This window comes from Methylorubrum populi (genome assembly GCF_002355515.1).
Classification (GTDB): Bacteria; Pseudomonadota; Alphaproteobacteria; order Rhizobiales; family Beijerinckiaceae; genus Methylobacterium; species Methylobacterium populi_A.
This window is the reverse complement of sequence record NZ_AP014809.1, coordinates 2,822,125-2,835,814: the sequence shown is the minus strand read 5'-3', so window position 1 is coordinate 2,835,814 and position 13,690 is coordinate 2,822,125. Positions and strand designations below refer to the sequence as shown.

At 67.8% G+C, this 13,690-nt stretch carries 11 protein-coding genes and 1 tRNA gene; 6 read left to right on the top strand and 6 right to left on the bottom strand.

The genetic code is table 11. From position 1 onward, the window contains the following. The first annotated feature begins 57 nt into the window (after positions 1–57). Complete coding sequence (locus MPPM_RS12965; RefSeq protein ID WP_096485426.1) at positions 58–576, top strand: cupin domain-containing protein; 519 nt, start codon at positions 58–60, stop codon at positions 574–576. A 15-nt stretch (positions 577–591) separates the two neighbouring features. Here MPPM_RS12965 and MPPM_RS12960 read toward each other — a convergent pair whose 3' ends face one another. Then, positions 592–1,770 (bottom strand): YihY/virulence factor BrkB family protein, encoded by a 1,179-nt coding sequence (locus MPPM_RS12960; RefSeq protein WP_096487836.1) that lies wholly within the window; start codon positions 1,768–1,770, stop codon positions 592–594. Positions 1,771–1,833: 63 nt separating this feature from the next. On the opposite strand from MPPM_RS12960, the gene MPPM_RS12955 reads away from it, so the two are divergent. Then, a complete protein-coding gene (locus tag MPPM_RS12955) occupies positions 1,834–2,691 on the top strand; it encodes a hypothetical protein (RefSeq protein WP_244573554.1) in 858 nt (285 codons plus the stop codon). A gap of 190 nt (positions 2,692–2,881) precedes the next feature. Here MPPM_RS12955 and MPPM_RS12950 read toward each other — a convergent pair. The 3 genes from MPPM_RS12950 to MPPM_RS12940 all read right to left on the bottom strand — a co-directional run bounded on the left by MPPM_RS12950 (position 2,882) and on the right by MPPM_RS12940 (position 6,069). Next, positions 2,882–2,957, bottom strand: a tRNA-Ala gene (locus tag MPPM_RS12950). 227 nt (positions 2,958–3,184) lie between these two features. After that, positions 3,185–3,979, bottom strand: a complete 795-nt coding sequence (locus MPPM_RS12945; protein ID WP_096485424.1) for an ABC transporter permease — start codon at positions 3,977–3,979, stop codon at positions 3,185–3,187. Between the two features lie 68 nt (positions 3,980–4,047). Then, a complete protein-coding gene (locus tag MPPM_RS12940) occupies positions 4,048–6,069 on the bottom strand; it encodes an OPT family oligopeptide transporter (protein ID WP_096485423.1) in 2,022 nt (673 codons plus the stop codon). Between the two features lie 169 nt (positions 6,070–6,238). Between MPPM_RS12940 and MPPM_RS12935 the strand changes: the two genes are divergently transcribed. The 4 genes from MPPM_RS12935 (at position 6,239) to egtD (ending at position 9,854) form a co-directional block, all read left to right on the top strand. Beyond that, positions 6,239–6,835 (top strand): DUF1989 domain-containing protein, encoded by a 597-nt coding sequence (locus MPPM_RS12935; protein ID WP_096485422.1) that lies wholly within the window; start codon positions 6,239–6,241, stop codon positions 6,833–6,835. A 285-nt stretch (positions 6,836–7,120) separates the two neighbouring features. Beyond that, positions 7,121–7,876, top strand: a complete 756-nt coding sequence (gntA, locus tag MPPM_RS12930) for a guanitoxin biosynthesis heme-dependent pre-guanitoxin N-hydroxylase GntA (RefSeq protein WP_096485421.1) — start codon at positions 7,121–7,123, stop codon at positions 7,874–7,876. A gap of 2 nt (positions 7,877–7,878) precedes the next feature. Continuing rightward, positions 7,879–8,898, top strand: coding sequence for a class I SAM-dependent methyltransferase (locus MPPM_RS12925; protein ID WP_096485420.1), 1,020 nt, complete (start codon positions 7,879–7,881; stop codon positions 8,896–8,898). After that, positions 8,895–9,854, top strand: coding sequence for an L-histidine N(alpha)-methyltransferase (gene egtD, locus MPPM_RS12920; protein WP_096485419.1), 960 nt, complete (start codon positions 8,895–8,897; stop codon positions 9,852–9,854). Before MPPM_RS12925 ends, egtD begins: the two co-directional genes overlap by 4 nt. A 30-nt stretch (positions 9,855–9,884) precedes the next feature. On the opposite strand, the gene MPPM_RS12915 is transcribed toward egtD, so the two are convergent. Both MPPM_RS12915 and MPPM_RS12905 read right to left on the bottom strand, forming a co-directional pair. After that, entirely contained in the window at positions 9,885–11,123 is a 1,239-nt protein-coding gene (locus MPPM_RS12915; protein WP_096485418.1) for a glycosyltransferase, read from the bottom strand. Positions 11,124–12,013: 890 nt separating this feature from the next. Next, on the bottom strand, positions 12,014–13,687 hold the full coding sequence (locus MPPM_RS12905; protein WP_096485416.1) for a methyl-accepting chemotaxis protein: 1,674 nt from the start codon (positions 13,685–13,687) through the stop codon (positions 12,014–12,016). Positions 13,688–13,690 lie beyond the last annotated feature (3 nt).

Here is a 13,690-nt window from a genome sequence, read left to right as displayed (position 1 = left end):
TGGAGCGAACGGGACGACCGGCCGCCTGTCCCGCGATTGCATGCTGGGAGGACAAGAATGACCCTCGGATCACGCCTGGGCGCCGCCGCGCTCGGCATAGCCCTGGCTGGCGCACTGATAGGCCCCCTCCCCTCCGCACGGGCCGCGGACGGGACGGACGGCGCCCACACCGCCGCCGTCACCCTGGCCGACGGATCCGCCGCACAATGGGCGAAAGGGCCGCCCGATCTGCCGAAGGGGACCGAGATCAGCATCCTGGCGGGCGACCCGTCGAAGCGGGGCCCGTTCGTGCTGCGGGTAAAGTTTCCCGCCGACACGGTGATCGCGCCTCACACCCATTCCCAGGCCGAGACGCTGACGATCCTGTCGGGCTCCATCTTCCATCAGCACGGCACGAGGATCGACCGGACGAAGGGCGCCGAACTGAAGGCCGGCGGCTTCGTCTTCCTCCCCGAGAAGATGCCGCACGCGCTCTGGACGACGCGCGAGCCGGTCGTCCTTCAGGTCAACGGCAGCGGTCCGTTCAGCGTGGACTACCTCGATCCCACCGATGACCCGAGCCGGACCAAGAACTGACGGAGAGGGCCGCGCTCAGGCGGCGGCCCCCACCGTATCCGCCATGCGGGCGTCCCGCGTACCGAGCGGCTTCGGCGCACCCACCGTCGTATCCTTGGCGGTCTGGTGCTCGAGTTCGGCATTGAGCTGCGCGCCGAGCAGCACGATCGTGGTCGAGAGCCAGATCCAGGTCATGAAACCGATGGCGGCGCCGAGCGAACCGTAGGTCTTGTCGTAGCTGCCGAAATTCGAGACGTACCACGAGAACAGCAGCGAGCCGGCCAGCCAAAGGAAGGCGGCGAACGTGCCGCCCGGCGTCACCCAGCGCCAGCGCGGCGCATCCCGGCTCGGGCCGTAGCGGTAGAGTACGGCGAGCATCAGGATCACCACGACGAACAGCGCCGGCCACCGCAGCAGCGCCAGCCACCATGCATCGCCCGAGAGCCCCAGGAATTGGATCGCCACCGGCACCGCGACGATGCCGGCAAGCGCGAGCACGATGAAGAGCAGCGCCCCCGCGGTGAAGGCCAGCGAGACGAGATTGAGCTTGAAGAAGCCGCGACGCTCGCGCTCATTGTAGACGAGGTTGAGCGCGTCGAAGACGTGTTTCACGCCGCCATTGGCGCTCCAGACCGACAGGGCGATGCCGATCAGCGCGGTGAGGCCGAGCGTCGTGTCGCCCTTCTCCGTCAGCCGCTTCACCTGCTCCGAGACGATATCGACGCCGCCGGACGGCAGCACGCCGCGCAACGCATCGATCTGCTGGTTCATGGTCGAGACGTCGGCGACGAGCCCGTAGACGGAGACCAGGGCCGCGATGGCCGGGAAGATTGCGAGGAGCACGAAGAAGGTCACGCCCGCCGACACCAGGGTGAGGCGATTCTCGCCGATATCCTGATAGGTCCGCTTGAGGATGTCCTTCCAACCCGCGGCCGGCACCTCGGTCGGCCGGTCGGCGGATCGGCCTCGGTCGTGCTGGGTTCGCGCGACCCGATGGGCGTCAGCGCCCTCGTGCGAAGGCGATTCCTGGCGGGCCGAATCCTGAGCTGGGTCATCGTGCGGCTGAGCTCGCCCCGCGACCGCGACAGGTCGGCGCGGGAGCGCGACGACGCCGAGCAGCGCGGCCGCCAGCGCCATCGTCCATAGAGTCGGATAGCGCGGGTCGCCGCCTGAACCTTCGGTAGCTCCGGGAACATCTCGGTTGAGGGTAGGCATCGAGAGATCGGCTCCGTCCACCGCCTCGACGGCGGTGCTGATCGGCAACCCTCCGCCCCGACTTTGGGTTCACACCGACGGGAGACCGTCCGAGCAGAAGCGTATTCAACTCGGGCACCCCAAAAAATCCACATTCGCGCCAAGTTTTCGCCGGAACTGTTAAGATCGGCTTCAGTTGACAGCGCATCGGTCGAACGCGACCACTCGCTTCAGGAGCCGTCGATGCCCTCGACCCCGCCCCGCTCCGGACGTCGCTTCGCGCTCGTCCTGGCCTCGTCCGCACTTGTCCTCTCCACCGTCGCCGGCGTGCACGCTCAAGAAGGCGGTCTCGGCGGCCTGTTTCAGCAGCTCTTCGCCCCACGGCAAGCAGCGCCTGCCCCGGCACCGGTCGTGCCCTCTTACGGCGGTGGCGAGGTGAACGAGCGCTACCGCTGGCGCCGCCACCGCGGAACGGCGGAACGGAGCCGTCCGAAGGTTCGCTACGCAGCCCTGCCGAAGGATGAGGGCACCGGGATCAGCGGCAAGCAACCGGTCGATTCGAAGGCGATCGCCGCCAATCCGACCGCAGCTCTCCTGCGCGACGAAACCCTTCGCCCAGGTGACATCGTCGTCATGCCGAGCGGGCCCAAGGTCTTCATGGGTCGCTCCGATCGCGGTCGCGGTGCGAAAGCCGCGCGCCATCGGATGAGCGATTTCGAGGACGTGAAGCAATCGCGCACGATCAACGCAAAGACTCGTCGGCAATTGATGGCGATGATGCTGCCGCACGGTGCCGTGCCGGCCGAGGAGGCGCGAAAACTGCTCGCCAAGGCCAGCCGCCTCGGCTCTCGGGAGGCGATCGAGCCACTCAACCGACAGGCCCGTGCCGAAACGGGTTCGGCCCCGACCCGCATCATCAGCCCGTGGCAGGTCGCCCGCTAGGGCACGAGCGCACGGCGAAATGCGCTCATCAGCCGGCTACGAGGCGGCCGATTGGCGCAGGAAGTGGCTGAGGCGCGTGGGACGGCAACAAGCCCAGACACACGCTCATTGATGGGATCACCTTTGTGACGACTTCGCAGATCTTGCACCCAGTTCCCGGGCGCCGCTGTCCTCTGCGAAGGAAGTATGATGGTGGAGCCTAACGGGATCGAACCGATGACCTCTTCCATGCCATGGAAGCGCTCTCCCAGCTGAGCTAAGGCCCCATCATTTTTGCCGCGACCTGCTTCGGTCCTTGGCCTCGCCGGCGGCGCTGAGTGCGTCGGCGATGGGCGGTTCTATAAGCGGAGGATCGGCGGGACTCAACCCCTTTTTCGAGGCTTGGCCGATTTTTTGAGCCGCCTCTTCATCCAATCGCTCCTGCCGTCCCGGGCGTTGATCGGGAGCCTGCAGCTGGGCGGATCTTCGACCGGCCGATACCGTCCGACTTCGGCTATTGCTGCGCCCTCACCACGTAACGCTCCATCAGCAGACCGATGGTGAGGCTGCCGAAAACCCAGCCGAAGAGGTAGAGGTAATCAACCTGAACAGGGATGGTCGGATCATAGCCGAGCCGAACCCACTCGATGATCTGGGTTATCGGATTCCATTTCATGTAATAGTAAATCTCATCTGGCATATAACATGCTATGAAGTAAACACCACTTGATAGATATAAGGTCAAAGTTACTAATATATAGCCAAGAGCCCATCCCGGAAAAACTGAGCATATTCCAACATTGATTGTTCCAACCCCAATTCCAAGCGCGATCGCGGCCAGATAGCCGCCGATGGCCATCGTCATATCGACAGGAACAGGATCGGCACCGAAACAGAGGAGCACGACGCAGACAAGACAGACGCCCAGGAAACTGCTGACGATTTCGACGAGGATGCGCGCGACGACGGTGTCGAAGCGCTTCACCTGCGGGAAGTAGGTCAACGGTTTGTGAATCATGTAACCTTTCATCACCTCACGCGAGATGTACTGAAAGGCGAGCGCTGGGAGTGCACCCGACGCTATGAAGACCATCGGATCGTCCCCCATCGGCGATTTGATGCCGCGAAAGGTCATGGCGCCGACAAGGATGGCGAGATGGGCGCAGGGCCACAGCACCTGAACCAGATAGCCCCAATAGGTTCCGCCGAAACGGCTGCGCATATCGCGCAGCATCAAGGCGCTGAGGACGCGCAGGTAGACGTCGAGAAAGCTCTGGCGATAAGGCAGAGACGGGGCTTGGGCGTTCATGAGATCCGTCGCAACGGGGCGGTCGCGTCGTCAGACTCGCCGGAAATCGCGACGAAATCGAGGACAGTTCAGCGAGTGCCGCGACGGCCCGCCTCGTCCGTGTGCGAGGCGATACGGTAGAACGCCGTCAGCACCATCATGAAGACGACGAGACCGAGCCACGGCCCGGCCCCGCCCAGCGCATCCGCCGCGAAGGCCAGGGAGGCGCTGCGGCCGCTCAGTGTGTCGGCGGCCGCGAGCAGCACGCCGACGACACTCTCGCCGACGAGGAACCCCGACGCCAGCAGCACACCGCGGCGGCGCCCGCCCGCCTGCTCGGCCTCGCTGGCCCGGCGCAGACGGCGCGCGGCGAGCCAGCCGATGAGGCCGCCGAAGGCGATCGTCACGACCACCTCCAGCGGGAGGTACATGCCGATCCCGACGGTGAGCGCCGGGAACGAGCGGCCACTGCGGCGCAGACGTGCCTCAAGGGCGACGAGAAGTGCCCCGAGTCCGCCCCCCGTCGCCACCATCGACCAGGGCAACTCGCCGCGCACGATGCCGCCGGCGATCTGGGTCATCAGGGCGGCCTGCGGCGCCGGCAGGGCCGAAGCTTCGTCCATCCCCTCGCGTGGCAGCGCACCAGCGAAGCCGTAGGCATTGTAGAGGAGGTCGAGGAGCGGTGCGATGACGAGGGCGCCGACGCCGACGCCGGCCGCCAGCGCCACCTGCTGCCGCCAAGGCGTGGCATCGACAAGTTGGCCGGTCTTGAGGTCCTGAAGGTTGTCGTTGGCGATCGAGGCGGTGGTGACGACGATGGACGAGAGCAGCAGGACCGCGGCGACGACGAAGCGCTCGCCTTCCGGCCCGGCGGCGCGGCCGAGCAGAAGCGGCAGGAGCAGGGCCGCGAGCAGGGTTGTCAGGATGCCGATGCCGGAGATCGGGCTGGAGGACGAGCCGAGCAGGCCGGCGAGGTAGCCGCAGGCCGCCGCCATCAGGAAGCCGAAGCCGACCGTGAACAGGGTCGCGACCGCCACCAGCGCGAGGCGCCTCCCCCCGAGTTCGGCGCCCGCGCTGAAATGGACGAAGAGCCACGCCAGCGGCAGCGCGAGAAGGAGCGAGGCACCGGCGACCCAGGTGATCGGCAGGTCGCGCTCCTGGCGGGGCAACTGGCGCAGGGCGTGGCCGCCGCCCCGCGCCGCACCGAAGGCGGAGCGGATGCTGCCGAGGATGGAGCGGCCGAGGGAGGCAACGGTCCAGATCGCGCCGACGGCGATGATGCCGGCACCGATGAGGCGAACCTTCTCCGACCAAACCGCCCGCGCCGCCGCCTCCGCACCCGCGGTGCCCACGCCACCGCCGAAGGCGGTGAGCAGCGGTACCGCGACGCCCCAGGCGAGGGCCACGCCGGCGAGCAGGGCGAGGCAGGCACCGAGCCCGACGAGATAGCCGACTCCGACGAGAGCGGGGGAAAAGCCGGTGGCGAACCGAAACAGGGCCGGCCCGACCGCCAGGGTGGCGTGGAGGCCCTCGGCGAGGAGACGGAAGCCGGTGGTGGCGAGCCCGATCAATCCGCCTGCCCCGGCCGCGCCGAGCAGGATGCTGAGGCCGCCGCGATCGCCAGCCTCGCCCGCATGCAGCACTTCGGCCGCGGCGGTGCCCTCGGGATAGGGAAGCCCGGCGCCCATCACGAGCGCGCGCCGCAGGGGAATCGAGTAGACGAGTCCGATCAGCCCGCCGATGAGGCAGACGGCGGTGGTCTGCCAGAACGGGAATCCGTGCCAGTGGCCGATCAGGACGAGGCCCGGCAGGACGAGGATGACGTTGCACAGAGTGCCCGCCGCCGAGCCCTGGGTCTGGACGATGTTGTTCTCGAGGATACCGGACCCGCCGAACAGGCGCAGCAAGCCCATCGAGAGCATGGCCGCCGGGATCGAGGTCGAGAAGGTCACCCCGGTCTTCAGTCCCATGTAGAGGTTGGCGGTCATGAACACGACCGTGATCACCGCGCCGAGCAGAAGGCCGCGCAGAGTCAGTTCGGCGATGTGACGAGAGCCGTCCCGGTCGGCCGCGCCGGGGGGTGAGGAACGTTCGTCGGATCGTGCATCCACGGGCAGGCGTCTCCGGTATCGCCCCACGGCTCGGGACGTTGCCACCGTTCGGGAACCCGACGGGCCCCTCGTCTGATCCCCCGTCGCGCCATCACTGCTGCCAAGCCTGGTTCGGCGATGAACCGGCGCGATCCCGCGGGCCTGCCCCGCACCAGAGAGAGAACGACCGATGAGCCGACCCGTGCGTCACGAGATCCCGCCGCGCTCCGGGGCGGCCTTCACCCTCGACCGCGGCCAACGTCTCACGGTGATCGATCCCCAGGGGGAGCAGGTGGCCGACCTCGTCGCTTTCCGGCGGGACGACCTCGACGAGGTCATCTCCTCGGGCCGCACGATCGACTACGCCTCGCGCATCTTTCTGACGACGGGCGATCCGATCTACTCCAACCGTTCGAACGTGCTCCTGCGCATCGTCGAGGACACGGTGGGCCGCCACGACTTCCTGCTCACGCCCTGCTCGGCCGACACGTTCCGGATCATCTACGGCGACGAACATCCGCACCGCGGCTGTTTCGGCAATCTCGCCGATGCGCTGGCGCCCTACGGCATCGTGCCGGACCGCATTCCGGTCGCCTTCAACGTCTTCATGCACGTCACCATCGACGGGCAGAGCGGCGAGATCGCAGTGCGCCCGCCGCTCAGCCGGGCCGGCGACCGGGTGAGCTTCGTGGCGGAGGAGAACCTCGTCATCGGCCTGACCGCCTGCTCGGCACTGCAATCGAACAACTTCTCCTTCAAGCCGATTCACTACGAGATCGAGTCTTGACGCTTGAAGGAATTGTGTCGGTAAGTTGTTTTCGCGTGCCGACCAAAGTCTGCGCCACGATGCCGCGGCTGATCAAGACAATCCGCAGATGACCAACAGGGCTTATGCCCACCGTTATCCCCAAGCTTCGCGGAACAATGGTTGGGAGCCGAGGTTCCCCGCGCAGTTCACCTTCTCCGACGACCGGCGGACCGCGTGTCGGCCGGCTTCCCTCTCGCGCTCTTCACCGAATCGGGCCGTCAGGTCCGGTCGCGACGTCCGCTTGCCCGCCCCACACGAGGTGTCATGCTGCTGCCCACCGACGACACCGGTCATCCGCTCGCTGAGCGCTTCCGGCACTTCATCCGCCAACAGCCGTTCCCCTGCGTCGGCGCCAAATCCGCTTTGTCCCGCGGACAGCTCAAGGTCTTGGTCGCCCGCGACATCGCCTCCGATGCGGACGACGCGCGGATCTATCCGGCGCTCCTGGCCTTCATTTGCCGCTACCGCGCCAGCCGCGACCAGTTCCAGAGCTTCGCCGTCGTGTTCGAGGATTCCCGCAGCCTCACGGAAGAAGCCTTCGAGGCGGCTCTCTGGCGCCGGATGCAGTCGCTGTCCGACCGTGACAGCGGGGTCGGACATGTTCAGGATCCGCGGGTCTCGGCCGACCCGGACGACCCGCATTTCTCGATGAGCCTGGGCGGCGAGGGCTTCTTCATCGTCGGGCTGCATCCCGGCGCGAGCCGCAAGGCGCGCCGCTTCGATCATCCGGTGCTGGTGTTCAATCTGCACGACCAGTTCGAGCGCCTGCGCGCGGAGGGTCGCTACGAGCGGCTGCGCGAGTCGATCGTCGAGCGGGATGTGGCCTGGACCGGCTCGGTGAATCCGATGCTGGCCCAGCATGGCGAGCGCTCGGCCGCACGGCAGTTCAGCGGACGGGCGGTGCCCGACGATTGGGTCTGCCCGTACCGGCGGCGGGAGGGAGCCGCGCAATGGGATGCGCAGCAGGTCGCGGCGGATCTCCGCTCGGGCGCCTTCGTCGCCGGACAGATGGAGGGCTGAGGATGACCACGGCCGATACCCTGACCCGCCCGGCCGAGACCAGCTCTCGCGACGCGAATCCGGACGAGGCGCTTCTCGCCCTGGCGCGCGCCGTCCGCGACAGCGGCTACCGCTTCACCACGGTGACCCCCGCGACGCATGCCCGGGTCAACGCCCGGCCTGAGAACGCCGTCGCCCGGTCTCTGCGCGACGTACTGGGTTGGAGCCGCCCATTCCGCGAGGATGCGATCCCGGCCGGATTGACCGACCTGATGAAGCAGGCGGGCGTGCTCGATCGTGCTGAGGAGGGTCCCGACGACACCCTCCTGAAGGCGCGCATCCGCCTGTCGAGCCTGGATGACGAGTTGTTCCTGCACGCCGCCTATCCGCCGCTCGCGGCGGATTCGGTGTTCTTCGGCCCCGACACGATGCGCTTCGCTGAGGCGGTTCTCGCTCATCTCGAAGAGCGGGCCCGAACCGGGCGACCGGCGCCGCGGCGGGCCGTCGATATCGGCTGCGGCTCGGGCGCGGCGGGCATCCTCGTCGCCAAACGCTTACCCGAGGCCGAGGTCACTCTCGTCGACATCAATCCCGCAGCCCTGCGCGTGGCGGGGATCAATGCCCGCCTCGCGGGCGTCGAAAACGTGCGCACTGTCCACAGCGACATGCTCAGCGGCGTCGAGGGCGTGTTCGATCTCATCGTCTCCAACCCTCCCTTCATGGTCGATGCCGGAGAGCGGGCCTATCGGCACGGCGGCGGGCCGCTCGGTGCCGGGCTCTCGCTGCGCGTCGTGGAAGCGGCGGCCGAGCGTCTGGCGCCGGGCGGTTCCCTCGTCCTGTTCACCGGTTCGGCCATCGTCGAGGGCCATGACGGCTTCCGGGCCGAGGCGGGCGCGATCTGCGAACGGTCAGGTCTCGAATGGTCCTACCGCGAGTTCGATCCGGACGAGTACGGCGAGGAACTCGACGACCCCGGCTACGCGGCAGCCGAGCGCATCGCCCTCGTCGTCCTCACCGCGACGCGCCGGGACGGCGTGCGATGAGCGCGACGGAAGGCGTGGCAGAGGATGGGACAAGCGAGCGCGCAGAATTCCTGCGCGACGCACTGGCCGGCCTGTCGGGCAACCCGAAGACGTTGCCCGGCAAGTATCTCTGGGATGAGACCGGCTCCGACCTGTTCGACCGGATCTGCGCCCATCCCGACTACTACCCGACGAAGCGCGAAATGGCGCTCCTGCCGCAGGTTGCCGCCGAGGTCGCAGCCCTGGTCGGTCCGGGCGTCAGCGTCGTGGAGTTCGGCAGCGGTGCGAGCCGGAAGATCCGCACCCTGCTCGACGCCCTGAAGGCGCCTGCCGCCTTTCTCGGCCTCGACATATCCGGCGCCTATCTCGAAGCGGCGATCCGGCGGCTCGCATCGGACTATCCGAGCGTGGCGATGATGCCGGTCGTCGCCGACTACTCGAAGCCGGTCCGCCTGCCGCCGGGGGCGGCGGCACCGCCGATCCTCGGCTTCTTCCCCGGCACCAGCATCGGCAACTTCACACCGGAGCAGGCGGGCGGCTTCCTCGCACGCGCTCGCGAAACGCTGGGGCCGAGCCATTTCCTGGTGGGCGCCGACCCGACCCGCGACCCAATCCGTCTACGCCGCGCCTACGGCGAGGCCGGCGGCCTGATGGCGGCCCTCCACCTTAATCTCATCGACCGGCTGAACAGGGAGCTCGGAAGCGACTTTGACCGCAGCGCATTCCGTCACGAGGCGCGGCTCGCCGAGGATCCATTCCGGGTCGAGGCCCACCTCGTAGCCCTTCGAGCAGGCACCTATCAGCTCGGGGGTCAAACGATCCGCTTCGAGGCGGGTGAGAGCATCCGCACCGACACCTCGCACAAGTACCCACCCGAGGTCTTCCGGGCCCTCGCGACGGCGCAGGGCTGGGAGCCGGTCCGCCTCTGGATCGACGACGACAGCGGTTTCAGCCTGCACCTGTTCCAGGCACGGTAAAGCGTCCTCTCGAAGAACGGCCATCGATTTTCAAGCACGGGCCGGCGTGTCCGCGAGAAAGGTGAGGAGTGCGAGCCAGGTCGGCAGGCAGTGCCGGCGCCGGTCGTAGCGCTCGATGACCGTGCGCCGGGCCGCCTCCCGCAGAGGGCGCGTCCGTTCCGGCATGCGGCAGGCATGGATGAGCGCCTCCGCCAGCGCATCCGCGTCGAAGAAGTTTCGGATGATCCCGTTCACGCCGTCCCGCATCACCTCCCGCACGGGTGCGGTGTCGGAGGCGATCACGAGACACTCGCAGGCCATCGCCTTCAGGAAGACCCGCGAGAGCGAGAAGGGATAAGTGTAGGCGACATGGGCCGTCGCTACGGAAAGGGCGGCCAGGATCTCGTCATGCGAGAGACGGCTCACGAAGTGGATGCGCTCGAGATCGAGCCGGCCGTCGAGCTCAGTCAGGAGGCGCGCCTTCCAAGTCTGCGCCGAGGCTCCCTTCGCCGCGGCGTCCCGGCGTCCGTCGCTTCCCACGATCAGGATCTCGGCCTGAGGCACCGCTTCGAGCAGGCGCGGCAGAGCACGCATGAAGGTCGGAAAGCCGCGCAAGGGCTCCAGCTGCCGGGCGATGAAGGTGACGACGGGCCGCGCCTTGGTCAGGACGCGCCCGTTCGGCAGACGCAGCGCCGCATCGGGATCGTAGCGCACCACATCCGTATCGATGCCCTCGTGGATCACGCTCGCCTGCGCCCGCAGGGCCGGCGGCAGGAGGCTGCGCTGGAACTCGGTGGGACAGACGAGCCTTTCCGCCTCGGCATAGGCCATGGCCAGGGCCGCGTTCCCGGCCCGGTCGCGCAGACGGTCTTCGAGGTTGGGCGGCCGCGTCCATTCCGGATCGAAGCCCAGCGCATCCCCCTCCGCCCGATAGTACGGGGCGTAGGCGAGCCGGCGCGCACGAGGGAAGATCTGGTTCAGCAGCAGCGTTTCTCCGCGCCCCGGATGGCAGACGACGACGGCCGGATCGAAGCCGTGCTTGCGCAGGTCGATGGCGCATCGCAGGGCGGCGGTGGCGTTGATCAGCGCCGTTTCCATGGGATGGGCGAGCGGAAACAGACCCGGCGTCGCCTTCCGTCCCGGACGCCACCGCAGGATCGGCAGGCCGTCGAGACCCGGTGCGCCTTCCCCGGCAATGGCCGCGCAGCGGTGCCCCCGATCCTGCAACGCCTCGGCGAGAAATCCGAAGGAGCCCGGGAAGTGGTTATGGACGAACAGGAAATCCGTCATTCCGGAGCTCCAGCCCCCTCCTCTCGCGTCAGCTTCAGCCGGCAGGCGCCGGCACGTGCCTTCGACGGCGCCACTGGTTGAGCGGCTCAGGAGGGGATGTTCATCCGCGGCGCAGCTTCGCCGGCGCAAAAAACCGCGGCCGACGCTCGCCTGCGGCCCGGCCGAAGCAGGGGACGCCGAAATCCGGTCGAACCTCGACCCACGCGTTGCAAGAAGGCTGCGCCCGGAGGAACTCTCTCGGGGGCCCGAAAATTTGGGACGCTCAGTCAAGTCATCCGCGCGGTCTGCGGTTAGCCTACCAGGCGATTTAGCCAAACCGTCCCGTGAACAATGAGCATGTTTGGAAGAGAAAGCGTCCAGTACGGCCGCCCCCTGCGCGGGCGGCAGGCGGCCTGGATCCATCGCCGTTCGCCGCGCCTCGTGCCGCTGTTGCTCCGCGCGCAAGCGAAGACGGAGCGGATGGGGACCGGGCTCCGACGGTCCGGCGACAACGACAACACGGCCGGGCAGGCTGCCCCGGCGCCGCAGGAGCGGCACGGCTGGCAACCGTCCCTCGCCGCGAAGCAAGGTGCAGGGTCTGCCTGACCCGCATCGCCGCGAGGCTTCTTAGCGCGGCGTCCTGCGCGCTTTCGCCCAGGACGCGAAGAGATAGCCGACGCCGCTCAGCCCCAGGATGCCGGCGATGATGCCGAGCCAGATCAGTCCGCCTTCCATGTCGTCCTCCGCTCCTGCCTGAAAGGGGAACGCGACCGAGCGCGTCCGTTTCAGTTCTCCGCGCAGCCCGTGGAAGAAGGAGGCATCAACGCGGCACCGAAGCCGATTGATGGCGCCGGATGATCGACCCGCCCGCCTTGGGACGGGTCACCAAGATGCTGACCTGATCGATCGTTTCAGGCCGCGCGCACGGTGTCGAGGAAGCTTTGCACCTCGGCGGAGAGGTGCTCGGACTGGCGCGACAGCTCGGAGGCCGAGGCGAGCACCTGCGTGGCCGCCGCGCCGGTCTCCTCCGAAGCCTGGGCCAGCCCCGCCATGTTGTGCGTGACCTCGCCCGTGCCGGCGGCGGCATGGGCGACATTGCGCACGATCTCCTGGGTGGCCGCGCCCTGCTCCTCCACGGCTGCCGCGATGGAAGCTGCCACGGCGCTGATCTCGCGGATGCGCAGCGTGATCGCGCCGATGGCGCCCACCGCCTGCCCCGTCACCCCCTGAACACGGCCGATATGCCGGCCGATCTCCTCGGTGGCGCGGGCGGTCTGCGAGGCGAGTTCCTTGACCTCCGATGCGACCACCGCGAAGCCCCGCCCCGCCTCACCCGCCCGCGCCGCCTCGATGGTGGCGTTGAGTGCGAGCAGGTTGGTCTGGCCCGCGATGGTGGAGATCAGGCCGACCACGTCACCGATCGTCGCGACGGCCTCGGACAGTTCCTCGACCAGATGCATAGTCTGGTCGGCCTCGCCCACGGCCGCCTGGGCGAGGGAGGCCGAGCCGGCGACCTGCCGGCCGATCTCGCCGACCGACGAGCCGAGCTCCTCGGCCGCCGCGGCCACGGTGTTGACGTTGGAGGCGGCCTCCTCGGCGGCCGCGGCCACGGCGGTGGATTGCGAGGCCGTCTCGCCCGCGGTGGATGTCATCTGCTGCGCGGTCGCCTGCAGTTCGGTGGCCGAGGAGGAGACGCTGCCGACGATCCCGCCGACGGCAGCCTCGAAGCGGTCGGCCATCTGCCGCATGCCGGCCCTGCGCTGCTCCTCGGCGGAAGCCCGCGCCTGCGCAGTCTCCGCCTCCAGGGCACGGGTGCGGATCATGTTGTCCTTGAAGACCTGAACCGAGCCGGCCATCGCACCGATTTCATCGCGCCGGCCGGCTCCGGGCACCGATCGGGTCACGTCGCCGGCGGCGAGGTGCTGCATCATCTCGGTGATCGCCGAGAGAGGAGCGAGCACACCCCCCACCGTCGTCTTCAGAGCAAACCCTGCAGCCAGAAGACCGAGGATAAGCGCTCCGAGGCCGATCTTCTCCGCCGCTGCGTAGGCCTGCGAGGATTGCAGGTGAACCGCGTGAGCCTCGTCGATTTGGAGATCCACTAGTTGACCGATGACCTCGCTCACCGGATCGATCGCCCTGTACAGGCGATCGCTCACAAATCGCTCGATGTTCGCCTTGTCACTGCTGTGCAGGGCCGCCAGCAATTCTGAGACGCCGGCATCGGCTGAAATCATGGCAGACTTGGCGGCGTCCGCGAGTCGCTTCTCCCCGCTGTCCATGTTCGTTGCGGCATAAGCGCTCCAGAGCTGCCCGATACGGGCCTGCGCTTCCGTGACGGCTGCGATACCCTCAGGCGCCGAAATATTTGCGTTGCGCACTTTGTGCGACGTGTCGACGATCTTGACCGCATACATGTCGGCGATCGTCTTCAGATCACGCAGCGGCACCACCCGGTCGGCGTAGATGCTCTCCATGCTTCGGTTCGCCGTGCTGGATGCATACCAACCAACTCCGGCCATGAGGACAACGGCAGAAAACAAGCTGGCGAGCGTGGCGTAGACGCGCGAACGTATTGAACGCATAAC